At 53.4% G+C, this 24,543-nt stretch carries 28 protein-coding genes; 10 read left to right on the forward strand and 18 right to left on the reverse strand.

Features of this window, described 5'->3' with window-relative positions; translation table 11 throughout:
• The first annotated feature begins 56 nt into the window (after nucleotides 1-56).
• From KV190_RS09460 to cysE, 3 genes are all read left to right on the forward strand, one after another.
• The gene (locus KV190_RS09460) at nucleotides 57-611 is read left to right on the forward strand and encodes a late competence development ComFB family protein (protein WP_460193042.1); all 555 of its coding nucleotides are present in this window, start codon (nucleotides 57-59) and stop codon (nucleotides 609-611) included.
• A complete protein-coding gene (gene cimA, locus KV190_RS09465; protein WP_460193043.1) occupies nucleotides 608-2,218 on the forward strand; it encodes a citramalate synthase in 1,611 nt (536 codons plus the stop codon). The genes KV190_RS09460 and cimA overlap by 4 nt, the downstream gene beginning before the upstream one ends.
• 75 nt (nucleotides 2,219-2,293) lie before the next feature.
• A complete protein-coding gene (gene cysE / locus KV190_RS09470) occupies nucleotides 2,294-3,034 on the forward strand; it encodes a serine O-acetyltransferase (RefSeq protein WP_460193045.1) in 741 nt (246 codons plus the stop codon).
• On the opposite strand, the gene KV190_RS09475 is transcribed toward cysE, so the two are convergent.
• The 9 genes from KV190_RS09475 to KV190_RS09515 form a co-directional block, all read right to left on the reverse strand.
• Nucleotides 3,031-3,549, reverse strand: coding sequence for a DciA family protein (locus KV190_RS09475; RefSeq protein WP_460193046.1), 519 nt, complete (start codon nucleotides 3,547-3,549; stop codon nucleotides 3,031-3,033). The two genes, cysE and KV190_RS09475, sit on opposite strands and share 4 nt — an antisense overlap.
• Nucleotides 3,550-3,565: 16 nt before the next feature.
• Nucleotides 3,566-4,453, reverse strand: coding sequence for a PRC-barrel domain-containing protein (locus KV190_RS09480; protein WP_460193048.1), 888 nt, complete (start codon nucleotides 4,451-4,453; stop codon nucleotides 3,566-3,568).
• A 144-nt stretch (nucleotides 4,454-4,597) separates the two neighbouring features.
• The gene (locus tag KV190_RS09485) at nucleotides 4,598-5,068 is read right to left on the reverse strand and encodes an allophycocyanin (protein WP_460193049.1); all 471 of its coding nucleotides are present in this window, start codon (nucleotides 5,066-5,068) and stop codon (nucleotides 4,598-4,600) included.
• Nucleotides 5,069-5,089: 21 nt separating this feature from the next.
• Entirely contained in the window at nucleotides 5,090-5,563 is a 474-nt protein-coding gene (locus KV190_RS09490; RefSeq protein WP_460193050.1) for an allophycocyanin, read from the reverse strand.
• Nucleotides 5,564-5,608: 45 nt separating this feature from the next.
• A complete protein-coding gene (locus tag KV190_RS09495) occupies nucleotides 5,609-6,295 on the reverse strand; it encodes a V4R domain-containing protein (protein ID WP_460193051.1) in 687 nt (228 codons plus the stop codon).
• 158 nt (nucleotides 6,296-6,453) lie between these two features.
• A complete protein-coding gene (ligA, locus tag KV190_RS09500) occupies nucleotides 6,454-8,526 on the reverse strand; it encodes an NAD-dependent DNA ligase LigA (protein WP_460193052.1) in 2,073 nt (690 codons plus the stop codon).
• 18 nt (nucleotides 8,527-8,544) lie between these two features.
• Nucleotides 8,545-9,465: an NAD(+) kinase gene (locus tag KV190_RS09505; protein ID WP_460193054.1), complete on the reverse strand. Its 921-nt coding sequence runs from the start codon at nucleotides 9,463-9,465 to the stop codon at nucleotides 8,545-8,547.
• Between the two features lie 8 nt (nucleotides 9,466-9,473).
• Nucleotides 9,474-10,466, reverse strand: coding sequence for an NAD(P)H-binding protein (locus KV190_RS09510; protein WP_149817603.1), 993 nt, complete (start codon nucleotides 10,464-10,466; stop codon nucleotides 9,474-9,476).
• A gap of 138 nt (nucleotides 10,467-10,604) precedes the next feature.
• Nucleotides 10,605-11,141 (reverse strand): pentapeptide repeat-containing protein, encoded by a 537-nt coding sequence (locus KV190_RS09515; protein ID WP_460193055.1) that lies wholly within the window; start codon nucleotides 11,139-11,141, stop codon nucleotides 10,605-10,607.
• 37 nt (nucleotides 11,142-11,178) lie between these two features.
• On the opposite strand from KV190_RS09515, the gene aat reads away from it, so the two are divergent.
• The 4 genes from aat to KV190_RS09535 all read left to right on the forward strand — a co-directional run bounded on the left by aat (nucleotide 11,179) and on the right by KV190_RS09535 (nucleotide 13,706).
• Nucleotides 11,179-11,769 carry a leucyl/phenylalanyl-tRNA--protein transferase gene (gene aat / locus KV190_RS09520; RefSeq protein ID WP_460193056.1) on the forward strand — a complete coding sequence of 197 codons (591 nt, stop codon included), beginning with the start codon at nucleotides 11,179-11,181 and terminating at the stop codon, nucleotides 11,767-11,769.
• Nucleotides 11,770-11,927: 158 nt separating this feature from the next.
• Nucleotides 11,928-12,776 (forward strand): TPM domain-containing protein, encoded by an 849-nt coding sequence (locus KV190_RS09525; RefSeq protein WP_460193057.1) that lies wholly within the window; start codon nucleotides 11,928-11,930, stop codon nucleotides 12,774-12,776.
• Nucleotides 12,777-12,850: 74 nt separating this feature from the next.
• The gene (locus KV190_RS09530; protein ID WP_024125793.1) at nucleotides 12,851-13,369 is read left to right on the forward strand and encodes a hypothetical protein; all 519 of its coding nucleotides are present in this window, start codon (nucleotides 12,851-12,853) and stop codon (nucleotides 13,367-13,369) included.
• 76 nt (nucleotides 13,370-13,445) lie between these two features.
• A complete protein-coding gene (locus tag KV190_RS09535; protein ID WP_460193058.1) occupies nucleotides 13,446-13,706 on the forward strand; it encodes a YkvA family protein in 261 nt (86 codons plus the stop codon).
• Nucleotides 13,707-13,709: 3 nt separating this feature from the next.
• Here the strand turns inward: KV190_RS09535 and KV190_RS09540 are convergent, their stop codons facing one another.
• Genes KV190_RS09540 through KV190_RS09560 form a run of 5 tightly spaced genes read right to left on the reverse strand, consistent with a single transcriptional unit; the run spans nucleotide 13,710 to nucleotide 17,283 of the window.
• Nucleotides 13,710-13,979 (reverse strand): hypothetical protein, encoded by a 270-nt coding sequence (locus KV190_RS09540; protein WP_460193059.1) that lies wholly within the window; start codon nucleotides 13,977-13,979, stop codon nucleotides 13,710-13,712.
• Between the two features lie 2 nt (nucleotides 13,980-13,981).
• Nucleotides 13,982-14,419 (reverse strand): tetratricopeptide repeat protein, encoded by a 438-nt coding sequence (locus KV190_RS09545; RefSeq protein WP_460193061.1) that lies wholly within the window; start codon nucleotides 14,417-14,419, stop codon nucleotides 13,982-13,984.
• Nucleotides 14,420-14,431: 12 nt separating this feature from the next.
• Nucleotides 14,432-14,785 carry a HesB/IscA family protein gene (locus tag KV190_RS09550; RefSeq protein ID WP_206201439.1) on the reverse strand — a complete coding sequence of 118 codons (354 nt, stop codon included), beginning with the start codon at nucleotides 14,783-14,785 and terminating at the stop codon, nucleotides 14,432-14,434.
• Nucleotides 14,786-14,825: 40 nt separating this feature from the next.
• Nucleotides 14,826-16,262, reverse strand: coding sequence for a dihydrolipoyl dehydrogenase (lpdA, locus tag KV190_RS09555; protein ID WP_460193063.1), 1,437 nt, complete (start codon nucleotides 16,260-16,262; stop codon nucleotides 14,826-14,828).
• A gap of 58 nt (nucleotides 16,263-16,320) precedes the next feature.
• The gene (locus tag KV190_RS09560) at nucleotides 16,321-17,283 is read right to left on the reverse strand and encodes an Npun_F2552 family protein (protein WP_460193065.1); all 963 of its coding nucleotides are present in this window, start codon (nucleotides 17,281-17,283) and stop codon (nucleotides 16,321-16,323) included.
• 142 nt (nucleotides 17,284-17,425) lie between these two features.
• Here KV190_RS09560 and KV190_RS09565 point away from each other — a divergent pair, with 142 nt between their 5' ends.
• Nucleotides 17,426-17,830, forward strand: a complete 405-nt coding sequence (locus KV190_RS09565) for a hypothetical protein (protein ID WP_460193066.1) — start codon at nucleotides 17,426-17,428, stop codon at nucleotides 17,828-17,830.
• Here the strand turns inward: KV190_RS09565 and KV190_RS09570 are convergent.
• On the reverse strand, nucleotides 17,804-19,261 hold the full coding sequence (locus KV190_RS09570; protein WP_460193068.1) for a site-2 protease family protein: 1,458 nt from the start codon (nucleotides 19,259-19,261) through the stop codon (nucleotides 17,804-17,806). The genes KV190_RS09565 and KV190_RS09570 overlap by 27 nt on opposite strands.
• Here KV190_RS09570 and KV190_RS09575 point away from each other — a divergent pair.
• The gene (locus tag KV190_RS09575; protein WP_460193069.1) at nucleotides 19,260-19,934 is read left to right on the forward strand and encodes an MBL fold metallo-hydrolase; all 675 of its coding nucleotides are present in this window, start codon (nucleotides 19,260-19,262) and stop codon (nucleotides 19,932-19,934) included. The genes KV190_RS09570 and KV190_RS09575 overlap by 2 nt on opposite strands.
• A gap of 231 nt (nucleotides 19,935-20,165) precedes the next feature.
• Complete coding sequence (locus KV190_RS09580; RefSeq protein WP_460193070.1) at nucleotides 20,166-20,603, forward strand: Hsp20/alpha crystallin family protein; 438 nt, start codon at nucleotides 20,166-20,168, stop codon at nucleotides 20,601-20,603.
• Between the two features lie 100 nt (nucleotides 20,604-20,703).
• Here KV190_RS09580 and grxD read toward each other — a convergent pair whose 3' ends face one another.
• The 3 genes from grxD to KV190_RS09595 form a co-directional block, all read right to left on the reverse strand.
• On the reverse strand, nucleotides 20,704-21,027 hold the full coding sequence (gene grxD / locus KV190_RS09585) for a Grx4 family monothiol glutaredoxin (protein ID WP_181496364.1): 324 nt from the start codon (nucleotides 21,025-21,027) through the stop codon (nucleotides 20,704-20,706).
• Between the two features lie 59 nt (nucleotides 21,028-21,086).
• Complete coding sequence (locus KV190_RS09590; protein ID WP_460193071.1) at nucleotides 21,087-21,338, reverse strand: BolA family protein; 252 nt, start codon at nucleotides 21,336-21,338, stop codon at nucleotides 21,087-21,089.
• A 69-nt stretch (nucleotides 21,339-21,407) separates the two neighbouring features.
• Complete coding sequence (locus tag KV190_RS09595; protein WP_460193072.1) at nucleotides 21,408-24,530, reverse strand: PAS domain-containing hybrid sensor histidine kinase/response regulator; 3,123 nt, start codon at nucleotides 24,528-24,530, stop codon at nucleotides 21,408-21,410.
• Between the last annotated feature and the right edge of the window lie 13 nt (nucleotides 24,531-24,543).

Below are 24,543 nucleotides of genomic sequence, written 5' to 3' on the forward strand. Positions count from 1 at the left end.
CATATACTAAATTTGAGTGGGGGGCTGCCCCTACAGCAATTACAGCGGAAACACGTATGGGGATTCAAGAGATTGTTGAACAAGCACTCCGCAATGGCTATCTCACGCCAACGCAGGAGGCAGAAGTAGGACGTATTTGTGATAAAGCCACAGAGCTCTCCGTGGAAGACTACATGGCGTTGGATCGCCTCATGGGTGCCCTATTGACGGGGCAAGTGGTAGCTGTCCCCCGCAAGCAATTTATCAACGTCATGGAAGAACTGGTGCTCACCGAGGCAATTACCCGTATTGCTGCCATTGAAGCGGAGCAAGAATGCGCCCTTGATTTGGGAGATATTGCCGCCTACGCCCTCAACCGCCTTCCCCCACTCTACGCTACAACCGAAGAGGGCGCACAGTATCAACGCCAGCGGGCTGAAGAGGAACTCATGGATCTGATTCGCACCCAAGTCCAAGAAGCCATTAACCACAGCATGGCGCGGCCACAATTTCATCCGGAGCGATCGGCCATTGGCAAAACCTCCGGCAAAGAGGTCTTTACCCAAGTCAGTTCTCTGCTGCAAGCCTACGCCAATGACTATGAGCGTCCCAAGGGAGAGTCAGCACAGTGAAAATTTGGCTGTACGATACCACTCTCCGCGATGGCGCCCAGCGGGAAGGTCTCTCCCTCTCTCTCGAGGATAAACTGCGGATTGCCCGTCAACTGGATCGCCTCGGGATTCCCTTTATTGAGGGGGGGTGGCCGGGAGCCAATCCCAAGGACGTACAGTTTTTTTGGCAGTTGCAGGAAACGCCCCTCCAACAGGCAGAAATTGTTGCTTTTTGTGCCACTCGTCGCCCCGGCCGCAAGGCAGCAGAAGAGCCAATGTTTGAGCCGATCCTAGCAGCCGGTACCCGCTGGGTGACCCTCTTTGGTAAATCTTGGGATCTCCATGTCACCGAGGGTCTTAAGACCACATTGGCGGAGAACTGCGCCATGATCGCCGACTCAATCCAGTTCCTCCGCTCCCAAGGACGGCGGGTGATCTACGATGCCGAGCATTGGTTTGATGGCTATCTTGCCAATCCAGACTATGCCCTACAAACCCTTGAAACGGCTTTGGCCGCTGGGGCAGAATGGCTCGTTCTGTGTGATACCAATGGTGGTTGCTTGCCCCATCAAATTCAGGCCGTGGTGGCAGAAGTGATGGCACACTTTGGTGGTCTTGATTGTCTGGGGATTCACACCCACAATGATGCGGGGACGGCAGTGGCCAATGCCCTTGCGGCGGTGCAAAGTGGTGTGCGGATGGTGCAGGGAACGATCAACGGCTATGGCGAACGCTGTGGCAATGCCAATCTGTGTACATTAATTCCCAATCTGCAATTGAAACTCGGCTATCACTGTGTTACCCCAGAGCAGTTGGCGACACTAACGGAAGTCAGCCGCCATGTCAGTGAAATTGTCAACCTTGCCCCCGATGATCACGCGCCCTATGTGGGACTATCGGCCTTTGCCCACAAGGGGGGAATCCATGTCAGTGCCGTGCAGCGCAACCCCCGTACCTACGAGCATATTGAGCCGCATTTGGTGGGCAATCAACGGCGCATTATTATTTCTGAGCAGGCGGGCATTAGCAATATTTTGGCGAAAACCAGTGAACTCGGCTTTGAGTTGGATCGGCAGCATCCCCTGAGTCGGACGATTTTGGAGCGGATTAAGCACCTAGAAAGCGAAGGCTATCAATTTGAAGCGGCGGAAGCGAGCTTTGAACTGCTGATTCAGGAGCTTCTAGGGCAACGCCAGCGACCCTTTACCCTCAAAGGCTTTGATGTTTTTTGCCGCACCGATTCCCGTCAACTGGAGGCCACGATTCGCAGCCAGTCTTTGGCCACGGTCAAAGTTGACGTCAATGGCGAGGAGATGCTCACGGCGGCAGAGGGCAATGGCCCTGTCTCAGCATTAGATCAGGCGCTGCGCAAGGCCTTGATGTCCTTTTACCCAGAGATTGCCGAGTTTCACCTGACGGATTACAAGGTGCGGATTTTAGATGGTCATGCGGGCACGGCAGCCAAGACACGGGTGCTGGTGGAATCCAGTAATGGGCGCGATCGCTGGGCAACGGTGGGTGTCTCTGCCAATATCATTGAAGCCTCCTACCAAGCGGTTGCTGAAGCCCTCGAATATGGCCTACAGCGCACTCGGCGATCGCAGCCTTCCCCTGTGGTGGCCTCCTGAAGTCTCTTAGACCTTGGCAAAATCCGCTAAGATCGAAACTGGTGTTTAGGTTGCATCACTGCCAAGGAGCCGCGTGTGCTCAGCACCCTCAAAGCAGATTTCCAAATTATCTTTGAGCGGGATCCCGCTGCCCGCAATTGGTTAGAGGTTGTTTTTTGCTATCCCGGACTTCAGGCCATTGTTCTCCATCGGTTGAGCCACTGGCTTTGGCGGCGGGGTATTCCCTTTATCCCCCGGTTCATTTCCCACATTGCTCGCCTGCTGACGGGGATTGAAATTCACCCCGGCGCCACGATTGGCAAGGGCGTCTTCATTGATCACGGCATGGGGGTCGTCATTGGTGAGACCGCGATTGTGGGCAATTACTGTTTGATTTATCAGGGAGTCACCCTCGGCGGTACCGGTAAAGAAACCGGAAAGCGGCACCCCACCCTCGGTGAAAATGTGGTTGTCGGTGCCGGGGCAAAGGTGTTGGGCAACCTCACGATTGGGGACAATGTGCGCATTGGCGCAGGGTCTGTGGTGCTGCGGGATGTGCCCTCGGATTGTACAGTGGTGGGAATTCCCGGGCGAATTGTCTATCGTGCAGGTGCCAAAATTGCCCCCTTGGAACACGGTCAATTGCCGGACTCTGAGGCCGAAGCAATTCGCTATCTCTTGGATCGCATTGAACTCCTCGAGAAACAGGTGCAAACACTGCAACAGCAGGAAAAGGTGCCTGCCTTGGTGCAAGGACATTTACAAGCCTCCCAAGGTCAAGCCTGCCGCCTCAGCGATCGCCCCATTGAAGAGTTTCTCAACGGCTCTGGCATCTAGGTTGGCCGCGTCGCACACAGGCCACAGAGTCCCCAGCGCTGCAATTCTTTGATGGGCGTAGGGCACTGACAGCGGGGGCAGAGGGGATAGTCTCGCGATCGCTGGCGCACTTGGGCTTGCCATCGTTGAAAAGCCTCTTGGGGAGTGGCAGCAGGCGCCACAATGGGAGGATTTCCGACTTTCGGTAAGGCCTCATGGCTGGCGATCGCCGAGCGTTGGGGTTGCCAGTCGCGATTGGAAAAGCGAATATCACTGAGGGGAATGCCTAGGGTCTGCTGAATTTTGGCCATGAGGGGCGATCGCGAGAACATCAGATGATGTGCCCAAGTACTACTGGCCACCGCCACTAGCAAAACCCCTTGACTGGTGAGTTCTAGCGGTACAGTGTGCGCCGCCACAATCGTCCCCACCAGCGTTGGCCAATGCTCCAAGAGACGCAAGAACTGTTGCGGCTGCTGCCACTCAGGAGCCTGCTGCCATTGCTGAAGTACCGTGGCCAGTGGGACATAGGCCATCGTGGACTATTCCCGACTATTCGTGATCGTATTCCTCTTGCTTCTGCCGCTGCTCAAGGCGAATCGGTTGTTCTTCCCAAGGATCGGCAGTGGGTTCCGATTCCGGCAGTTCTACCGGCATGGCTTGAGCTGGAGGCTTAACTTGACGCGAGCGGGGACGCTCTTCGTACTCATACTCCTCTTCCTCATACTCCACATACTCGGGCTGGCGACGGCGACGCCGGGGAGCGGTTTCCCAATCGGCTTCGTAATCACTGCGGCTGCGTTGGGGAGGATAGACCGGCGATCGCGCCCCGGAGGGCAATTGATTACTGCTCGGCGTAACGGGTTGATAGTACTCGTCCTCGTCGCTTTCCCAAGGGGGTGCCCCCAAGCCGACCCGTTCTAAGAGACCCACAGTTAATTGCCGCAGGCGGGTTTCTGCCCCTTCAAAGACAATAATGCGATCAGGCCCGGTGCTGACAATTTCCTCAATGGGCAACTCGTAGGTGCTAATTAGTTGAGCCGGAATCCAAGGTAAGCCAATGGAAGCCAAAATCAAATCTGTAATGTCGCCCGTTTCGGGATCAAACTTAAAGCCCCGTACCTTACCCAGCACTTCGCCGGTTTCGGTGACAATCTCACTATCAATCAGTGTGCTGTAGTTGTAGGTATTGAGAGCCTCAGTGACATCATCATCGTGCTCAACGAGAATGACATCGCCAATTTGGCGAATACTGTCGAGAAGAATGTAGCGTTGCTCCCCTGTAAAGAGGGTATTGCGTACCCCCAAGGCCACCACTTGCCGCTGGTCAATATCGACCCAAACTTGATTAATGACGCCTAACTTCCGACCAGTATCACGGGTAATTACCTGTGTACCGATCAAATCTGCCCGTTGCAGCAATTGCGCCGATATGGTCATGCCTTTGTGTATCCCAATGAATCTTAGTAATACTATAGCGGCGAATACCAATGGTACGCCAAAGGCGATCGCAGGAGTGATAAATTGCCCCGTGCAATCGGTGCTTCTAGGCTAGCGCATTTTTGCCACACTGCTGAGGTGAGTCTATTCCCCTAGGATGGACTGGGTCAGTGCCATCACAGGTTGCATTAACGGTGTTTCCTCGCCCGAGAGCACTTGATTGACTGCTTGGGGCAGGACTTGGTACGTCACTTGCGCCACCTTCTCATCCTTGAAGGCCTTAATGATTGTGCGGTACCACAGCAAGAAGCCATCCCGCAGGGCATCCAAATCCGCAAATAACATTGCCGCTGCCGCTAGGCGCAGCACATGCTTGCGATCGCGCCGACACACGGCGGAATAGTCATGATTGCCCTTGCGGAAAATATGGGGACTTTTGGCGCGCAGTTGCTGCTCCACCTGATCTAGGATTTTCTCTTCAGCATCGCGGATTTTTTCGTAGGCACTAATGCGCTGCTCCGCTGCTGCTAGATAATTTCTGAGAAAGTCTAGTTCCTTGGCACTGGCATAGCGGCCATCGGCCTGAAGGCTGAGTTTTTCCAGTTGACGCAGCATAAGTCCCACCCCACAACAACTCTATTCTGACAAAATTGAACTGCCAAGGGCAAGAACAGGCTGCATCACCCGTTGTTCTTCGGGTGTGAGCAGTTGCTTCATCATGTTCGGCAGGTACTTGCCATAGGTGGAGGAGGAAGACGCCTCGTAGTTAAAGGATTTGACAATGGTGCGATACCACAGCAGGAAGTTATCCCGCAGCAAATCTAGCTCAGAAAAGAGCATGGCCGAAGCGCACAGGCGAATCGTATCCACCAAGTCACGACGGCAAATTTCTGAGCGATCGCCATTGATGAGATGAAAACAGCGGGGATTTTCTGCCTTTTGCATGGATTGAATTTTATCCGCCATCATTTCCGCCTCAGCGCGGATTTTTTCGTAGGCACTGATGCGAGTCTCCACCGAGGCCAGATAGTCCCGCAGAAAGTTTAATTCCTCAGGACGGGCATAGCGACCATCGGCAACAACGGTTAAGTGATTCAACTGACGGAACATAAGGCAACCCTCGCTAGAAAATAAATGAACACACTCACCTGTGGCTTATCGTTTCACCAACTCCCCTTGGCGCAGGCGTTTTTCAATATCCCGTGCCGTGGCTCCTTCGTTTTGCCAGAAGGCGGCAGCATCAATGCGATCCTGTTTGCCGACGAGAAACTTACAGTAGGTTTCCCCCATGGCATAGCACTGCAACTCGATACAACTCAGGGGCTTTTGAATCAATCCCGTAAAGAAGCCCGCAAACAGACCAGCATAGATGTAGCAGACTGGTTTACCCACATCCCCAAGGGTGCGAGCCACCACGGAGTCAAAGATATTGATGAACATAAAACCATTCTTTTGCTCCGTGAGATCCACTTCCCAGTTGCCCCAGCCTAGGGTTGTAAAGGGCCACCACCAAGCCTCTAGGATAAATGTCAAAGCAGCCTTGCGTAGTTCGCGCTGGTACTCCTGCTCAAAGTGTTGCTTAAAGACCACCGCATCGCGTTTGCCCCACTCTTCACCAATTTTGTACATGACGAGGGCAGAGGCAGGGCCCACTTCCTCTTCGAGACCTTGCACGAGGCCAATGACAAAGTCTTCTGTCGCTAGAGCGATCCGCTGATCATACCAGTCGGTAATGCTGCCCCGTTGGCTATCAAATTGCAGGTAGTCCCGCAGGCTATAGTGATTGGTGCGCGTCGGATGAGTTTGGTGTAACTGATGCTGATAGCCCTGAGCAGGGGTCATAGCATTGGCACTCCCAGCAGGTCGAGACGGCGTGACAGAAACCATAAGATCAGCGAATTGCCCCCTATTGTGCTTGAACGTTAGGTACTAAGCAGCCACACTTTTTAGGCTAAAAGATTTTTCAGGGTCGTGACTCCGTACTCCCACTGATTTTTTGTCTAACGACACATTTCTATAAGTTCTGTTTCATTGATGCAGGGAATGCCCAATTCTTGAGCGCGTCGCAGTTTACTCCCCGCTTTTTCACCCACCACCAGATAATCTGTTTGCCGACTGACACTCTCACTCACTTGACCGCCATGCTGCTGGATCAGGGTTTTGGCCGCTTCACGGGTGAGGCTGGGCAGGGTGCCTGTAATCACAAAACGTTTGCCCGCAAGGGATTGCCCCGTTGTTGGTGCAGTGGCGATCGCCGCCGCCAGTTGTAGCCCCAAGGCTTTGAGATCAGCAATGAGGGTTTGGTGCGCTGGGTCTTGGAACCACTCGTGAACCGCGTGGGCAATTTCCTCACCAATGCCATAGACCCCACACAAATCGTCAACAGTAGCAGCGGCCAGCTCCTCAACAGACTTGAATTGCTCGGCAAGCACTTGGGCATTCACACTCCCCACATGGCGGATGCCTAGGCCGTAGAGCACCCGTGGCCACGGTTGTTGTTTCGAGTCGGCGATCGCCTGCAACAATTTAGCAGCGGACTTTTGACCCATGCGCTCGAGGCGCAACAGTTGTGCTGCCGTCAGGCGATAGAGATCCGCAGGGGTGTGCACCAATTCCTTGGCCACCAATTGCTGTACCAGCTTTTCCCCTAACCCTTGAATATCCAAAGCATCCCGACTCGCCCAGTGAAGGATTTGGCCGCGCACGATCGCCGGACACCGCGGATTGACACAGCGACTCACAGCTTCGTTGGCAGGGTGCACTACCGGCTGATGACATTCAGGACACACGGTGGGCATTGTAAAGGGTTGAGCCGTTGCTGGTCGCAATTCCGGAAAGACCCGCACAATCTCTGGAATGATTTCGCCGGCTTTGTGGATCACCACCTTATCGCCAATGTGCAAATCCAATTCGGCAATGTAGTCTGCATTGTGCAGCGTTGCCCGTGATACCGTGGTACCCGCTAATTGCACTGGCACCAGTTCAGCGACGGGGGTAAGCGCACCGGTGCGTCCCACCTGAACCGTAATCGCCACCACATCGGTAATTGCCTGCTCCGGTTCATACTTCCAAGCAATACAACCTCGGGGAAACTTTTGTGTAAAGCCAAGGGTCTGTTGCAGCGTTAAATCATTGAGCTTGACCACAATGCCATCGGTCAGATAGGGCAGTTGGTGGCGTGCGGTTTGCCAGTAGTCGTAGTAGGCTTTCACGGCCTCTAGGTCAGGACAGTCGGCATTGTGGGGATTGACCCGAAAGCCGAGGCGTTGCAGCGCATTGAGCACTTGCCGCTGCGATTGGGGTTCCCCTGCTTGGCTCTCATCCCAAGGAACGCTACCCCCTTCAGGTAAATGCAGCGCATAGGCAAAGAAGTCCAGTTGGCGTTGGGCAACAATGCGCGGATCCAGTTGACGCAGGGTACCGGCGGCGGCATTGCGGGGATTGGCAAAGGGAGCTTCTCCTTGGGCTTGGCGTTCTTGGTTCAGTTGATGGAATCGCGCCAAAGGCAAAAAAGCTTCCCCGCGAACTTCAACGATCGGCGGTGGGTTCTCTACCGCTAAGCGCAGGGGAATGGTGCGAATCGTGCGCACATTGCTGGTAATGTCCTCACCGCGTTGGCCATCGCCCCGAGTTGCCCCCCGCACCAGTAAACCCTTTTCATAGGTCAAAGCAAGAGCCACACCATCCATTTTCAGTTCGCAGACATATTCCGCTGGCGGAATTGGCTCCTCTCGCCGTAGGCTACGCCAATAGCGCTGCCAGCGTTCCTGCCACGCCACCATATCGGCAAAGGTAAAGGCATTTTCGAGGCTATAGAGGGGAATGCGATGGCTAACACTCTCAAATTGACTGACGGGAGCTTCGCCGACCCGCTGGGTAGGGCTGTCGGGGGTGATGTACTCAGGATGAGCCGCTTCGAGTTCCTGAAGTTCGCGATAGAGCTGGTCATAGACTTCATCTTCCATGATCGGCTGATCGAGGGCATAGTAGGCGTAGCTGGCACGCTGAAGCAGGTGCCGCAGTTGTTGAATCCGTTCGGCTGCTGTCGTCATCGGGGGTTCCTTCGAGAGCATTTGCCCTAGGGATTTGTCCTATTCTTGACTATTCTTGGGGCGTGGTTTGGCCATATGGGGCAGTCCCCAGCCCAGTTTTTGCCGCAACACATGGAAGAATTCTGGCGCCCGCAGGCGAATAAAGCGGGCACGGTAGGGGGCACGTTGCACAAAAACTTGATCCTCTGGCTGAATGTAGCAGCCCGCATTGCCATCCACCACCAGAATCAGATGCTTGAAGGGGTTCGCGGGATAGATCCACACGGGTTCGCTGTTGGCAAAGACAAGGGCACGGGAAGCTAAAGAGTGGGGACAAATGGGCACCAATTGTAAAGCCGCCACACCGGGGGTAATCACAGGGCCACCCGCCGAGAGGGCATAGGCGGTAGAACCGGTGGGGGTGGAGAGAATCAAGCCATCGGCAGCAATATCAACGCGGGCATGGGCACCCACATCCACCTCAAAGTGGCACATTCCCGTCAGGGGTTCTTTGTGGATCACCATTTCATTGAGGGAGAGGGCTTCCCAAATAACGGTTTGATCGCGCAGGACTTGCACCGTGAGCATCGTGCGATCTTCAATCGTGTAGTCGCCGCGCAGCACTTGATCAAGGGCAGGTTCTAAATCGGCAACGTAGCCCTCGGTAAGAAAGCCCAAGTGGCCGGTGTTAATCGTGAGCAGTGGAATCTCACAGGGAGCCAACTGGCGAAAGGCAGACAGCACGGTGCCATCGCCGCCGAGAACAACCGCAAAGGCCATGGAAGCATCAAAGCCGGGGGGCACCAGTTGATCAATGGGGGTATGGCAAACGGGACTATCGGGACGAGAATAGCCAAGAATGCCCCCAATTCCCGTGGCCATGTGCACTTCCCAGCCCTGAAGTTCTAAAATTTGACGGACATGGGTAGCCAATTCGACCGCAAGGGGTTTGCCTTCGTTGTAGATGATCCCCGCCTTCACAGCAACTCCTAGGGGGTGGACTTAAAGGGACTGCGTTTTTTGCGTCCAGATTTTTTCTGTTTGGCTTTTTCGTAATCCAATTCTTTGAGTTTACGCAGAATTCGGGTGAAATAGTCCTGTAAATAGGCCTCAAGGGTCAGGGTTTCGCTGGGATCGAGGTCAAAGGTGCGATAGACTTCTTCCATCGGGGCATTGAAGACTTGACCACTGGCAATCACTTCCGTAAAGGCAAGGCGATCGCTAATGTTCCATGTCCACTGAAACCACTGGGTGGCCTGCCGTGCGGCTCGCAACACCCCAATGGGCAAACGGGTAATTTTTGCCTCTTGGCCTGAGAGATTTTCACACAGCTTAATAATTTCATCCGCTGTCCAAGCGCGGGTGCCCGCTAGGTCAAAGGTTTTGCCATAGGTGGCAGGCCGATCAATGGCACGCACGGCAAATTTGGCCACGTCCTGAGTATCCATGTAGGCAATGGCGGTGGACTCTCCCAAAACCCAAATCGATTGATTTTCCAGAATCGGGATCGCATATTGGCCAATCAAGCCCTGAAAGAAGCCACAGGGACGCAGGATCGTGTAATTTAGCCCTGATTCGCGTAAGAAGTCTTCGGTACAGTGTTTGATTTGCATCAGGGGCACATGGGGATAGTCCTGCGCTCCCATAATCGAGAAAAAGATCAGGTGTTCAATATCAGCGGCTTGAGCAGCCTGAATCAAGTTGACTTTGCCCTGCCAATCTACGGCTTCGATGGTTAGGGTATCAGTGGGGCGAGTGGCAGAGGCATCAATGACCACCGAGGCTTTGGCGTACTGCAATGCCTCAAGAATACTGTCGGCAGCACAGAGGTTTCCCTGAAGAATGGTGGCACCCCATTCCCGCAGAAACGTGGCTTTGGCTGGACTGCGGACAAAACAATAGACCTGATGTCCTTCATCTAAGGCACGGCGCACAATTTGCCGCCCTAGGGTACCCGTACCGCCAACAATAAAAACGTTCATGAAAAACTCTAGTCATAAATCTTAACTTTTGTAATACTTTATCAGAATTCCCGACACAGGGGATCGCGCAGCGTCTCCTACGGACAATCGCATAGCCTGCCCTTGGGGATCATCGTCTCTTGAGCAAACGCAGACGGATTAAGAGGCAAAGTCTTCACAGTGGAGCGTTTCCCATGTTTTGCGCCCCGTCACGGGATTGGTGCCACTGGCAACGTTGCAGAGCTTGCGTTGGGCGTCTTCCCGCAGTTCTACATCGGTAAAGTCAGCACCGGTGATAATGGCGTCGTCAAAGTTGGTATTAAAGGCAAAGGCACCTTCAAGGATGGCATTGGTGAGATTGGCCTTGGTCAGCCGTGCGGTGTCCAATGTGGCGTAGCGTAAATCGGCACCTTCAAGGTTAGCCGTTTCCATGTTGGCACCAAAGAAGCTCACTCCCTGAAGATTGGTGTGGCTGAGGTTACTGTGGAAGAGGTTGGCTTTTGTGAATTCTGACCCCCGCAAATCCCGCCCGGAAAAATCCATATTGATCAGGGCTTCTTTCGTGTAATCTTCGGCGATCGCTCCCGTAGGGGTGAGCAGAATCCACAGGATGGCCAATAGCAGTGCTACACACCAGCGCCAGTAACGGCTAATGGTTGTCATGACAGCCGAGGATGAGAGTAGCATAGGCAACATCAACGCATATCAAGCTTCTACTGTCCAGAGTATCAGCATGGAGATTTCTGAGGCCGAGTGGGTACGCGATACCTTTATTGATGATGGCTATGCCGAAGGCTACTTTCTCATGGGGGAAGGCGATGATCTAGAGTGGTACACCAGCCGCCAGCGGGCATTGATTCCCCTTGATGAGCGGTTTCGCTATCCGAAGTCTTTGCAGCGAGTGCTCAATCAAAATCGCTTTCAAGTAGCCATTAACCGAGACTTTGCTGCTGTGGTTGAGGGGTGTGCTGATCGCCCGAGTACATGGATCACGCCCCGTCTTAAAGAGGTGTACCATCTGCTTTACGCCACGGGTTGGGCAGTCAGTTTTGAAACGTGGCAGGGCGATGAACTGGCAGGGGGGATTCTCGGTATTGTGATTGGTGGTGCATTTATTGGCGAGTCCATGTTCTATCGCATCCCCGACGGCTCGAAAGTGGCGATGGTGAAATTGGTGGAGCATCTGCGGCGTCGCGGTTTTCTGCTCTTTGATGCCCAACTGCAAAATCCCCATCTTGAGCGCTTTGGGGCATATGTTGTCAGCGATCGCGAGTATCGGCAGTTATTGGCACAGGCAATTCGTCAACCCTGTCAATTTCTCTAATGCTCAAAGACAAGTGCCTGCGTTAATTATCTATCAGAAACAATTAATCTATTCTTAAACGAAAGTTAGTCATAAATTAGTCATCAATACCCTCATTTTGTGAATGTTTTTGAGCAGAAAAGCTATACTGTGAGCCAAGATGCACTCCTTTCAGAAAAATGATTACTTTGCGCTGGCGAAACCGCCCTTTGTTGCTGATCCTTTCTGTGGTGGCCGGTTTGATGTTGACGCTGGCGCCGTCGCCCATTCAAGCCTATGTACGTTTCCCTGATTTACCCGATACCTACGTCAACGATCTAGCGAAGGTGTTAGATTATCCCCAGCGAGAACAGGTTCGCTCCGAACTGCAAGCGTTTCATCAACGCACGAATCAGCAAGTCCTGCTGGTAACGATTCCTTCCTATCGCGATTACAGTAACCAACACCCAAGTTTTGAAGCCTTTGCCACGGATTTATTTAACCATCGGGGCGTGGGTAGCCGTTGGCGCAATGATGGCGTGATGATGTTGGTTGCCCCTGGCGATCGCAAGGTGCGGATTGAATTGGGCAGCGCCTATGGCAGTGGTTGGAACCCACGCATGCAAACCGTGATTGATCGCTATATGCTGCCGGACTTTCGCCGGGGTCAGATGGCGCAGGGCATTATGAATGGGGTGCGTGCTCTGCTCAATGAACTGGGGACAAATCAGTTGACCACCTCCAGTAGCCCTGTCCCCTCCACTTATACCAGCACTGCCGGCGGCAATATTATCACGGGCATCTTTATCGTCATTATCATTGTTGGTCTGATCATTCTCCTTCCTTTCATCATCATTTTTGCGATCGTCAAGTTTATTTTCAATTTCTTTTCTGGCAACCGGCCGCAGCCTCAGTATCGCTCTCGCCCCTCCTACTACGATGATGACGATCGCTACCGCAGTTACTCCAGCTATGACGACAGTTACTCGAGCCGCAGTGATGATGAGGGTGGGCACTCCTCGGGTGGGGGGGCTTCGGGCAGTTGGTAACTGGCTTTACCCCTACTAGAATTGAAGGCCAAAATGCTAAAATAGCGTCGTTCCGTAGCACATGAGACACTCTCTTGACGCAGGCGACTAATCTTCCGGGCATTGATTCCCCCCAAATTGATGAGTTTTTGCAAGAATTAGCGACAATCCAAGACTCTGGTCCGAAGCGGATTGCGCTCCTTGGCTCGCGTCACGTCCCGATTACGCATCAGCACCTCATTGAAATGATGAGCTATGCCCTTGTGCTGGCGGGTAACCGCTTGATGACCTCAGGTGCCGTTGGAACCAATGCGGCTGCAATTCGCGGAGCGATGCGGGCAGACCCCAATTTGCTAACGGTCATCTTGCCCCAGAGTCTTGAGCGCCAGCCTCGTGAGTCCCGCCAACAACTGGATAAGGTGATGCACTTAGTGGAGAAGCCCGAAAATGATCACCTGCCCCTCGCAGAAGCCAGTTCCCTCTGCAATCAGGAAATTATTTCCCGCTGCCAGCAACTGATTTGTTTTGCTTTCCACGATAGCCACACGCTCCTGCAAACCTGTGAACTGGCGGAAGAGCAGCATAAGGTGGTGACGCTCTTTTACTTTGATTAGCCGGGGACGGTTTTCCCCACCTAGGGCCATTGAGTCCCTATGCCAGAATAGGAGCAGGGTTCAAGGTTGATACGCCATGAGCGGCTTCTACAACTGGTATCGGAATGTGTTGCGGCATCCTAAATATCGCTGGTTTATCATTGCCGCTAGTTTGATCTATTTGCTCAGTCCTCTGGATATTTCGCCAGACTTGGTGCCAATTGTTGGCCAGTTGGATGATGTCACGGTCATGGTCATCCTTGCCAGTGAGCTAACGCAGTTGCTGGTGGAGCGGATTAAAAGCTGGCGATCGCCCAACATCTCTACAACGGTAGATGTGGAAGCCGAGCAAGTTTAGGAATTAGTCTCGCGATCGCAAGTCACTGCCCACAGAGCGCAGCAGCCAGCGGTTTTGCACATAGCTGAGGGCACCATTAATCAGTGCGGCGGCCATCAAGACGCCAATCGCGGGCATAAAGAGGGGTTCCCAGAGGCGGATCCAGAGGTCAAAGCCAAGGGGTAGCTCCAAAGAGCGCCCCACAAGGGCAACCACAAACCAGCCAAAACTAGCAAGGACAAAGAAGGTATCCGCCACCAAGAGCCAATTGATCACTTCCCGCAGCCGTGCCATAGCTATCCCCCCAGTACCCACTGTTTGACGCGGGCAAGGCTCTGCCAATCGGGTTTGCGCTTCAGGCCGTCGGCAAAGTTATCGATGACCTCTTGGCGCAGCTCAGCGACAGCGGCAACAACGGTTTGCGCCAATTCAATGTGGGGACGAACGCCCTTTTGGCCTGTTTCTAGCATCGCCACCGCAAGGTTAATGCGAGCTTGGGGGTCTTCAGGATTCAGCTTGACGGCTTTTTGGGCAGCCTTCAGGGCAGACTGGGGCTTGTCATCGAGGAGATAGAGCCACGCCAAGCAAGTCCAAGCGGAGCTACTTTTTTGCGCACGCTGGCAAATCTCCTTGAAGGTGGGAATCAGTTCCGCAGGCGGTGCCCCTTCTTTGTAGCGGGCGATCGCCGCCTCAAATTGACGTTCAACGTCACTCACCGGCTGAGAGGTGGTCAAGGGCAGAACTCCTTAGGCAGAAAATGAGGTACCACAGCCACAGGTTTGGGTGGCATTGGGATTGGTAAACTTAAAGCCGCCACCAATGAGGGCGTTGCTGTAGTCGAGCACCAAGCCATAGATGTAGAGCATACTCTTGGGATCGGAGACCACCTTGAAGCCATCGTAGTCAAAGACTTCATCATCAGGACGGATATTGGCGGGGTCTTCAAAGTCCATCGTGTAGGACATCCCTGAGCAGCCACCCCCTTTGACACCGACGCGCAAACACAGGTCTTTGCCGTGCTTATCGCGCAGTTCGAGCACGTGCTTGAGGGCAGCTTCGGTCATCATGATTCCCTTGGCGGGTTGTGTGGCCTGTGTCATCACCCACTCCTGAAAGACTCCAAACTTTATCGTAGCAAGTTCAGCGGTGGCTCACCATCTCGTGGGCACGCTTGAAGGCCTCGTCAAGAACTTCAGAGAGGGTGGGATGGGTGTGGACATTAAAGGCCAAGTGGCTCACGGTCTGGCGATCGCGAATGGCATTGGCGGCCTCTTGAATTAAATCCGAAGCATGGAGACCAAAGATATGTGCCCCCAGTAGCTCCCCCGTATCCGCACGGAAAATCACCTTCGCTAGGCCATCGGTTTCCGTTTCCGCCAGTGCCTTGGAGTTGCCCTTAAAGTAGGTGCGTGCCACCTGCACCTCAAAGCCTTCTTTTTCCCCTAGCTCACGGGCTTGGGGTTCGGTCAAGCCGACAAAGCTCATTTCCGGGTGGGTAAAGGCCGCCGCAGGAATACTGCGATAATCCACTTGGCGCGGCCGTCCGACAATTGTTTCGACAACGGCAATCCCCTGCGCCGAAGCGGCATGGGCAAGCATCATTTTCCCCGTGGCGTCACCGATCGCCCACAGGTGGGGAACGGGTTTCCCTTTTTTCGTTACCGCCAGATACTCATTAACGGGGATAAAGCCACGCTTATCGGTGCTGACGCCCACACTCTCTAGGCCAATATCTTGGGTGGCGGGAATACGACCCGTGGCCACAAGGCAGGCATCCACCTCTAGGACATCCACCACTTCTTTGGTTTTGGCATCCGCCAATTCAATGACGACTGGGCTACCGGGAATCACCCGCTTGGCTAGCGTACCGCTGTAGGTTTCAATGTCGCGAGGGGCAATCAAGACCCGCTGTGCCTGTTTGGCAATATCTGGATCAAAGGTGGGCATCAGTTGATCCAGCGCCTCAATCATGGTTACTTCACTGCCGAGGGCGGTGTAAATATCGGCAAATTCTAGGCCAATGTAGCCACTGCCAATAATCGCCACCCACTGCGGCAACCAATCCAGCTTAATGGCATCGTCACTGGTATAGACGGTTTTGCCATCCACTTCAATACCGGGGGGCACCCAAGGCACTGACCCCGTGGCAATGATAATGTCCTTGGCGGTAACAACTTTTTCCCCTGTGGGGGTGCTGATGCTCACTTTTTGGGAACCCGCCACTTTCCCTCGGCCAATGAGCGTATCCACACCGAGACGCTTGAGACTGTTGGTGAGATCACTGCGAATTTTTTGCACTAGATTGGTGGCATGGGCAGCAACCCCAGCGCGATCCACGCTCACTTGCCCCAGTTGAATGCCAAGGGCTTGCCAATGACTGGCTTGGCGCAGTTCCCGTACCCGTCCGGCTGCTGCAAGGAGAGCCTTTGAGGGAATACAGCCGCGATTGACGCAGGTGCCCCCCATTTCTGCGGCTTCGACAATGGCCGTTTTCAGACCGACACTGACGGCATGCAGGGCAGCCCCATGTCCCCCCACACCAGCACCGATAATGACGAGATCGTAGTCAAAGCTCAAGGACGGTTCTCCCCAACTGCATTTCCTTAGCTTATCAAAGGCTGTTCCTTGTGAGAACTTAGGCTTTTTGGCTATAGGCAGTGAGCGGTTCTTTGATCCAGCGAATATAGAGATGTTTGAAGGTGGATTTGAGGACGCGCGGCGCGCCAAAGTCAATGGGCATCATCTGCTGCGGCAGTTGCCAATCGTAAATCGCCAATTCATGGGGCTGTGCCAAGGGAAACGCAATCTCACTGAGGTCATAGTTGTAGCCGAGGGCGGTGGCGGCGCGTTGGGTAGGAATGCGCTCAGGATCCACGTTGAGGATAGCCACAAGGGCGCGATCGAGGGCAAAAACATCACGACTGGCACCCAAAACATTCAGGGGTCGTGGCGTTCCCCCACTGGGGCCATTGCCTTCATGGCCGATAATGCCATCCACAATCGTGAGGTCGGGGGCGATCGCCCGTGCAGTTTCGACAAGCATGCGGCCAAAGCGATCGGCATCCTTACCCGCTTCCATGTGCCACCATGCCTTCATTTTGCCGGGGACACAGCCAAAGAGATTCTTGACCCCAAGGGTGAGGGTGAGTTGCACATGGGATTTGACCTTGGGTAGGTTAATGACGACATCGGCGGCCATTGCTTCTTTGCTCAGGCGCAGGTGGGCAAATTCAGGATTGTCTGTAGCATAGCGATCGCCATGGAATTCAATGACGGGCAAATTCAATTCCTGAATAAAGGGCAAATAGCCATTGTTGCGGGCGACCCCCAATGCCGAACCAAAGGCAGGCCCATCCCCTAGGAAGGGTTGTCCCCCCACCGCCTGTACCATTTTGGCCACGCAATAGACCAGTTCTGGACGGGTAACGCATTCGTGTTTTGGCCGTGCGCCGGTGAGTAAATTCGGCTTGAGCAGCACGCGATCGCCCGGTTTTACGATCGCTGCCATTCCCCCCAAGGGTGCTAGGAGTTCCTCAAGGGAGGCACTGAGACGGTCAAGGTCATAGGATGTTGCCCGCAGCAAACTCACGCTTGGCATCGGAGGCTCCTTCTCACTGGCATTGTTTCTCAACAGTGTGCCACAAAGATAAAATTGAGGCTTTGCAACCCCTGCCCAATGACCCCCTCAAACCAACATTAGATGATGAAAAAGCTGCAAAAAGATACGATAGAGAAGAGAAATGTCTGCTAACGAGCGATCGCGAATGCCCCAAGGCCTTGAATCTGAATTTCGGCAGCAGGTGGATCGCCTGCATCGCTTTACCGTCCTCATGCGCTGGAGTGTGGTGCTCTTTCTTTGGCTAACGGTTGGCACATTGAGTCTCTGGGGCTTCCGTTATGAAATTAGCCTGATGCGCGAGCATTTTACGTGGGCAGCGTTGCGCTATGGCATTCTCTTCAATCGGCTGCCGGCGATCGGTTTGGCGCTGTGTATTGGCATGACCCTGAGCGTTCTCTACTGGCAGACCCGCAACATTTTCTGGGGCAGATCCCCCCGCTGGCAGCAACGCCTAGAAAAACAAGTCCTGCGCATTCGTCAGCAGGGGCAACGTCATCCCCTATGGCATTGGGTGTGTCGGCAGTAGCAGATCCGCAAGGGGTGCCGGCACCGGGAAAATAATCAGCAATAGCAACACCAGTGCCATCAAGCCAAGGGCATCGCGCCAGTTATCCAATTCACTAACATCATTGAGGGCCGGTTCATCAAAGGCGGGCATAAAGAACAGGATCAAGGCCCAGACAAAGAGCCACGGTTGAATAAAGGAGAGAATCAGCACCAGTAAACGGCTGATTTGGCCAATGACGGCCCCCGCCCGATGGCCATACATCGCATGGACAATGTGCCCCCCATCCAATTGACCCACCGGCATCAAGTTCAAAGCCGTCACCACCAAGCCCAGCACCCCCGCCACTGCCATTGGATGCAGGTGTAGGGCACTATCACTCTTGAGGGCAGCGCCAAAAATGGCTTTGGCAATCAGGGCAAAGAGAATCGAAATGCGGGGACTAAACACCTGAGGATTGAGGGGCTGCTCGGAAGCATTGGCGGGCAATTGCACCACCTCGGACTGCTGTAATCCCCAAACCAGAATCGGTAGCGTCACGAGCAACCCCGCTAGGGGGCCGGCAATACTGATGTCAAAGAGGGCACGGCGATGGGGAACGGGCGATCGCATCTGGATAAAGGCTCCCAATGTGCCCATAGCAAAGGGGAGGGGAATAAAGTAGGGCAGCGTTGCTTTGACGCCGTAATACCAGGCAGTGGCAAAGTGTCCCAGTTCATGGATGCCCAAAATCAACAGCAGACTGACGCTGTAGGGTAACCCCTGCCAAAGCAAACTGGGGTTGAGTCGCAGTTCCGCCGCCGTCAAATCAGGCGCCACGAGTGCCAAACCCGCAACGGTAGTGGTGAGAAAGGTTAAGGCAAGTAGCCCAAGGCTGAGACCGGGACGAAAAAGCTGTTGGGGCTGGGGCAGGCGATCGCGGGGAATCAAGGCAAAAAAGGGCTTATTACTCAAACCCATTTGAAACATGACCAGAAAGCGATCGCCAAAGCGTTGGGCAATATTGCGCTCCACGGTTTCATAGACTTGGTTGGCATCCCCGCGCATTTGCCCGCGGCAGATCACCGCCTGCGGCCGATACTCAATTTGTTGCAGATAGTACATGCCCCAAGGGAAACAGCTCTGCAATTGCGTTTCTTCGTCCTGATTGAGGAGCTTGCCATTTTCCGTCGGTGTGGGCGGTGGGGGGGTGGGTGGTGCCGCCGGTAAGGAGGGCTGGCCTCGGCGCAAAAGCACAAGATAGAGCACCGAACTGGTGACAAAAACAAGGATCAACCATCCCGACGGCACAGGGGTATTCCCTAACAGCAGCATCCAGCCCCCAATAAAAAATGCTGGCAACATCAGCACCAGCCATAGGAGCCACCAAGGGGTTTGACTGACACGGGCAGCACTCTGGCGGACAATAAAGACCAAGATCAAACCCAATACAATAAGGGAAATCCATGTCATGATTTCGATACCTGTGGCTCAACAACAGAAACCGCCCCGCCTTGTATTGCCCATGGTTTACGGGTTTCCACCAAACCGCGAGACGCTAGGAGGCACTGCTTATCTCATTGTAGAAAATGATGGCAATACCCTTATTGATTCCCCCCCTTGGACAGAGAGCAGCCAAAATTGGCTCAGGGAGCAGGGTGGCGTTCAGCGTCTCATCCTGACCCATCGGGGGGCGATCGCCCGCGTTCGTGAGATGCAGCGCACCTTTAACTGTGACGTGATCATCCATGCTCAGGAGGCCTATCTGCTGCCCCAAGTGACGGTAACCCCGTTTAACCACCATCTAGCCATTAGTGAAACCCTCGAAATTCTCTGGACACCCGGTCACTCCCCCGGCAGCGCCTGTGTCTATTGGTCGGGCCAAGGGGGCGTTCTCTTTAGCGGTCGTCACCTACTGCCTACGCCTACGGGAGAACTGGCACCGATGAAAACGGCGACCACCTTCCACTGGCCTCGCCAACTGCGCAGCGTTGAGGCATTAAAAGCCTTCTGTCGGCAGAAGTCCTTGAATTATCTCTGTCCGGGGGCGAATATTGGTTTTTTGCGGGGGACACTGGCGATCGCCAACGCCCAAGCCGTCCTGCAAGAACTCGCCGTTGATCACCTTTTGACTAACAAGGTTTAATGTTTCCTTAATTTCCCCATCAGGATAATACAGGTTCGGGAAAAGGAACTTGGAGAGATCGTTAAACCCCACTTGTATCAAGACTTGCATCCTCTATAGTGAAGGTAGGCAGAGGGAATAAGCCCAAGCAATACCAAGGCAAACGAAAACAAAGTTAATTGTTGGTGCTGTTCTCTCTGTAACTATCCCGTGGGCAATCTGAAACCTTAAGGAATACAGGAGGATAAGCGTATGGCACTCGTTCGTTGGGAACCGTTCCGCGAAATCGATGCGCTACAACGCCAAATGAACCGTCTATTTGATGAATTGATTCCCTTGACCGAACGCCGCAACGATCTTAGCTTCCTGCCGGCAGCCGAACTCGAAGAAACCCCTGATGCTTTGCTTCTAAAAATTGAACTGCCCGGCATGGATGCCAAAGACCTCGATATTCAAGTCACGGCGGATGCGGTCTCTGTCAGTGGCGAACGCAAATCTGAAAGCCAAAGCGAAAGCAACGGTATCAAACGCACCGAATTCCGCTACGGTAAATTCCAACGGGTCATTCCTCTGCCAGTGCGGATTCAAAACACCGATGTCAAAGCCGAATACAAAGATGGCATCCTGCACCTGACCCTACCGAAAGCGGAAGAAGAGAAAAACCGCGTCGTCAAAGTGAACCTTGGCTAATCCGCCACGCTCTAGGCCGAACGGTCAAGGTTGTTGAACAGATGAAGTTCCCCCAGCAATGGGGGATTTTTTTTTTAGCGTCAGTGAAGGTGAGCAAAAACTATGAAGCTAAGGCCACCTCAACCAGTTGTTGCAACTCGCCACTTTGATATAGCTCAATGAGAATGTCCGAGCCACCAATGAACTCCCCATTGATAAACACTTGGGGAATCGTGGGCCAGTTGGAATACTCCTTAATCCCTTGGCGAATCTCAAAATCCTCAAGCACATCCACCGTTTCATAGGGGACGCCGAGAGCATTCAAAATTTGCACTGCATTGTTGGAAAACCCGCATTGGGGCATCAGCTTGCTGCCCTTCATAAAGACAATGATTTTGTTGCTTTTGACGAGGTGATCAATTTTGGCGTGGAGTTCGGGTGTCATCGTTGGCTTTCCCTCTTAAGTTCACAATACAAAAGAACAGCAATAGATTGCATTCTAAATCACTGGCGTTGTGCCCATTGCTCGGGGGTATAGGTCTTGAGGGCAAGGGCGTGGAGTTCATTGCTGGCCATGAGATCCTTGAGGCTGCTATAGACCAATTGGTGCTGCTGCACCAGTCGCTTACCCTCAAAGGCGGCAGAGACCACTACAGCTTCGTAATGATCGCCCCCCCCAGTCAAATCCTGCACTTGCACAAAGGCATCGGGCAAGCTGGATTGAATTAAGGTGGTCAGTTGTTCAGGGGTAACCATAGATAATTATTTATTCCTGACTGGAATCAAGAACCAGTGAATCTATCTCCTTTAGTCTATCGCTAAATGTTAAGTTGTTGAGGTCTGGAGGGGCTGACACTGACGGAGGGCACGCACCAACTCTTCAAGGTTAATGGGCTTGCTCACATAGTCATCCATACCGGCATCGAGACAAAGCTGGCGATCGCTCTCCATGGCATTGGCTGTCATCGCAATAATCCGCGGGCGCGGTTGGTTCAGCCGTTGAAATAGGTCAATCACCTCTCGCGTGGCCGTGACCCCATCCATCTCCGGCATTTGCATATCCATCAAAATCACATCATAGGGTTGCCGCTGCACAGCATCGAGCACTTCCAAGCCATTCGCCGCAATATCACCGCGATAGCCCAATTTCTCCAAAATCCGTAATGCCACCATCTGATTCACCTTATTATCCTCGGCAACAAGAATGCGCAGGGGCGGCAAATCCTGCTTCAGACTGTCAATGGACACGGTTTTGCTCTTGTTGGTCTTGGCTTCAACGGGCTTCGGCGTATGGCTAAAGAGATCATTGAGGACATTGTAGAGGGTGGATTGCTTGACTGGTTTACTAATGAGGGCATGAAACAATGGCGATTGCTCTGCCCCTAGGGAATTGCCGAGGGAGGTGAGCAAAATCAGCGGAAGTTCTGGATACGTCTTGTGAATTTCCTTGGCTAGGGTCAAGCCATCCATTTCTGGCATTTGCAGATCTAAAATGGCCACATCTGGAGGCGATTGCGTTTTCAGCAGTGTCAGTGCCTGCTGGCCATTCTCGGCAATCAGGGATTTCATCTGCCATCCCTTGGTTTGCAACGCCAGAATTTGGCGATTGGTGGCATTGTCATCCACAATCAGCACCGAGCGATCTTTCAAGAAGGATTCTTGATCTGTGCCGTGCGCCTCAGCATTAGGATTCAGGAGCAGCCGCACCGTGAAATAAAACACTGACCCCGTCTCCTTGATGGGAATGGAGTCGTAGTGGGGGGGTGGATTGCCGCCCACAATCAAGGGCGTGTTCTGAGTTTTGCTCTCTAACCAAATGCGGCCATTCATGCGCTCCACAAGGCGCTGGCAAATCGCCAATCCCAGACCGGTTCCCCCGTAGTGGCGGGTAATCGAAGCATCCACTTGGCTAAAGGGCTTGAAGAGTCGCTGCATTCCCTCTGGCGTGATCCCCACCCCCGTATCCTGAATGGCAAAGAGAAATTCATAGTAGTTGGGCAAAAACTCGTACTGATGGCTGGGCTGCCCCTTGAGATGGAGAATCACTTCGCCACTTTGGGTAAATTTGATGCTATTGCCAATCAGATTCACCAATACTTGCCGCAGCCGTCCCATATCGCCGATGACATGAGCCGGAATATCAGGATCAACATGAGCAAGTAGCTCAATGTGTCGCTCAACGGCACGACTGGCCATGAGGTCAAGAACATCTTCGACGCAGTTGCGCAAATTAAAGGGATAGGCCTCTAGCTCCAGCTTGCCGGACTCAATCTTAGAGAAGTCAAGAATGTCGTTGATGATTGTCAGTAGCGCATCGCCACTGAGGCGAATCGTGTTGAGAAACTCCTGCTGCTGCGGATTCAGAGGGGTATCCAGCAGTAATCCTGTCAAGCCAATGATGGCGTTCATGGGGGTGCGAATTTCGTGGCTCATCGTTGCCAAAAACTCACTCTTGGCACGGCTGGCATCTTCGGCCGCTTTACGGGCTTCCTCTAGGAGTTCCTGCTGCTGCATCATTTGCGAGATGTCTTCCCATGTACCGACGAAATTCATGACCTTGCCATCTTCGATGATGGGAATGACACGGGCATTCACCCAACGCACTCTACCGTCGGCGTAGGACAGACGAAATCGCTCATTGAGGGGCTGGTGTTCTTTTTGGCAGCGCGCCCAAGCGGCAAGCAGGCGATCGCGATCCTCGGGATGCAGTCGTTCAATCCATTGTTCTTGGGCTTCGGCCGGGGTTTTAACCTCTAGGAGATCCAACAGTGCCTGATTCATGAAGGTACTCTTGCCATTGAGGTCAGCCGTAAAAATGCCGACGGGTGCCATTTCACTGACACTGCGAAACCGCACTTCACTGGCCTCAAGGAGTTGATGCAGCTTAAGCTTGCGGCGATGATCCACGGTAATAATGGCTAAGCCCACACCACTGGCTGCCCAGAGAATGAGGAATAAAAAAAGAAACTGTAAATTCAAGGGGCGCAACTGCCGCTCAATCACATTGGGCAGAATGTGGGAAATCACCCACAAGCGATATTCGTTCTGATAGAGGGGCGTGCGGCTGACGGGATCAGCAGAAATATGATGTGCTTTCAGAGGCAGCACCAAGCGATAGGCAAAGAGGCCATATTGACCAATGAGGCTGCCCGTGGGTTGGGATTGCATCTGTTGCCACAACTCAGGGTAGAGATGCTCTACGGTGAGATGCTGCCGCTCGGGGTAGCGGAATCCCCATTCATGACTGGTGCGCTCTGCTAAAATCCAGTAGCCTTGACTATTGGCCAAAAGGCAACTGCCATAAACGCCACGACACCCATTAATCAATGTATTCAGTAGATTTGCTGCCCGATAACGGACAACTAAAAAACCCACCAGTTGTTGCTGGCGGGTATAAACGGGTGTGCCGACATAGAGAATCGGGTTTGCCGCTAGGGAAGGTGCCTCATTTTGTCGAACTTCAATGTCAAAGGGAGAGACAAACACTTCATTGCGGCGCAGTTGGCGCATCACCGGCCAATAGTTCTGCAACAGCTCTGGGTCTGGGGCTGGGTGATCTACCCTAATGCCCAAGTTATGACCCAAAGCAAGGCTTAGTCTGACGTCACCGTTGGGGGTCAAAAAATACAGGCGGTCGTAGATGCGCTTTGAGAGCAACCAATCTTGGACATCCTGCTCCACTTCCTGTAATTGTGCTGTATTTGATGAGTTGACCCCAAGGTCATCGAAGCCATGGATGGTGGCGATGCTGAGCACATCGCTAATTAACGTGTCTAGGTAAGTGGTGAGGATGAGGCTGCCCCGCTCGACTTTACTTTCTTCCCGCAGTTGGAGATCGCTGAGAATATCTTGGCGCTGGGCGAGGTAAATGGGAGCAAGAATTGCAACTAGAACTGCCGTTGCTGGAACAAAGAGTTTCAAAAAGTACTGCAACGGTGACTTGGCCATAGCGGGGTGGGCT

Source organism: Thermosynechococcus sp. FA-CM-4201 (genome assembly GCF_054689355.1).

Excerpts from the sequence above, each read along its gene's own strand:
- KV190_RS09475 (WP_460193046.1), bottom strand. The coding sequence starts at position 3,549 with ATGGCCTATGTCCCACTGGCCACGGTACTTCAGCAATGGCAGCAGGCT.
- KV190_RS09485 (WP_460193049.1), bottom strand. The coding sequence starts at position 5,068 with ATGCTGCGTCAACTGGAAAAACTCAGCCTTCAGGCCGATGGCCGCTAT.
- KV190_RS09580 (WP_460193070.1), top strand. The coding sequence starts at position 20,166 with ATGGCACTCGTTCGTTGGGAACCGTTCCGCGAAATCGATGCGCTACAA.
- KV190_RS09575 (WP_460193069.1), top strand. The coding sequence starts at position 19,260 with ATGATTTCGATACCTGTGGCTCAACAACAGAAACCGCCCCGCCTTGTA.
- KV190_RS09495 (WP_460193051.1), bottom strand. The coding sequence starts at position 6,295 with ATGACCCCTGCTCAGGGCTATCAGCATCAGTTACACCAAACTCATCCG.
- KV190_RS09565 (WP_460193066.1), top strand. The coding sequence starts at position 17,426 with ATGTCTGCTAACGAGCGATCGCGAATGCCCCAAGGCCTTGAATCTGAA.
- grxD (WP_181496364.1), bottom strand. The coding sequence starts at position 21,027 with ATGACACCCGAACTCCACGCCAAAATTGATCACCTCGTCAAAAGCAAC.
- KV190_RS09595 (WP_460193072.1), bottom strand. The coding sequence starts at position 24,530 with ATGGCCAAGTCACCGTTGCAGTACTTTTTGAAACTCTTTGTTCCAGCA.
- KV190_RS09515 (WP_460193055.1), bottom strand. The coding sequence starts at position 11,141 with ATGTTGCCTATGCTACTCTCATCCTCGGCTGTCATGACAACCATTAGC.
- KV190_RS09550 (WP_206201439.1), bottom strand. The coding sequence starts at position 14,785 with ATGACACAGGCCACACAACCCGCCAAGGGAATCATGATGACCGAAGCT.
- ligA (WP_460193052.1), bottom strand. The coding sequence starts at position 8,526 with ATGCTCTCGAAGGAACCCCCGATGACGACAGCAGCCGAACGGATTCAA.
- KV190_RS09535 (WP_460193058.1), top strand. The coding sequence starts at position 13,446 with ATGAGCGGCTTCTACAACTGGTATCGGAATGTGTTGCGGCATCCTAAA.
- KV190_RS09510 (WP_149817603.1), bottom strand. The coding sequence starts at position 10,466 with ATGAACGTTTTTATTGTTGGCGGTACGGGTACCCTAGGGCGGCAAATT.
- KV190_RS09490 (WP_460193050.1), bottom strand. The coding sequence starts at position 5,563 with ATGTTCCGTCAGTTGAATCACTTAACCGTTGTTGCCGATGGTCGCTAT.
- KV190_RS09590 (WP_460193071.1), bottom strand. The coding sequence starts at position 21,338 with ATGGTTACCCCTGAACAACTGACCACCTTAATTCAATCCAGCTTGCCC.
- KV190_RS09570 (WP_460193068.1), bottom strand. The coding sequence starts at position 19,261 with ATGACATGGATTTCCCTTATTGTATTGGGTTTGATCTTGGTCTTTATT.
- KV190_RS09460 (WP_460193042.1), top strand. The coding sequence starts at position 57 with ATGGGGATTCAAGAGATTGTTGAACAAGCACTCCGCAATGGCTATCTC.
- KV190_RS09480 (WP_460193048.1), bottom strand. The coding sequence starts at position 4,453 with ATGACCATATCGGCGCAATTGCTGCAACGGGCAGATTTGATCGGTACA.
- KV190_RS09560 (WP_460193065.1), bottom strand. The coding sequence starts at position 17,283 with ATGCCAAGCGTGAGTTTGCTGCGGGCAACATCCTATGACCTTGACCGT.
- aat (WP_460193056.1), top strand. The coding sequence starts at position 11,179 with ATGGAGATTTCTGAGGCCGAGTGGGTACGCGATACCTTTATTGATGAT.
- KV190_RS09540 (WP_460193059.1), bottom strand. The coding sequence starts at position 13,979 with ATGGCACGGCTGCGGGAAGTGATCAATTGGCTCTTGGTGGCGGATACC.
- KV190_RS09525 (WP_460193057.1), top strand. The coding sequence starts at position 11,928 with ATGATTACTTTGCGCTGGCGAAACCGCCCTTTGTTGCTGATCCTTTCT.